Source organism: Curvibacter sp. GW821-FHT01G03, assembly GCF_059422285.1.
Map to the genome: position 1 here is coordinate 1 of NZ_JBWKWP010000076.1, position 245 is coordinate 245.

1 pseudogene is annotated in these 245 nt (G+C 60.4%); it reads left to right on the plus strand.

Features of this window, described 5'->3' with window-relative positions:
* Window positions 1-229: pseudogene (locus AC07VS_RS28885) on the plus strand (hypothetical protein); the annotation flags it as partial.
* Window positions 230-245: the final 16 nt, after the last annotated feature.

Sequence of the window (245 nt, forward strand, 5' to 3'; positions counted from 1 at the left end):
CCGCTGCCATCTCAAAGGGGCACAGGGAGACAGTCTGCACGCGGTGCTGTGTGCCGCGGGCTACAACCTGCGCTGGCTGCTGAGGATGATCGCCAAGAAGGGCATGGGCCCTTTTTTGCGCCTGTCGGGGACTGCTGGCTTGGCCCAATTTGTCCTGAACTGGGCGCGTGCAGCCTTCAATTTGCGCGCTACAACGGCGCCTCTATTTGGCGCTCGGCTTGGAGTTTGAATTTTTCAGGGACGAC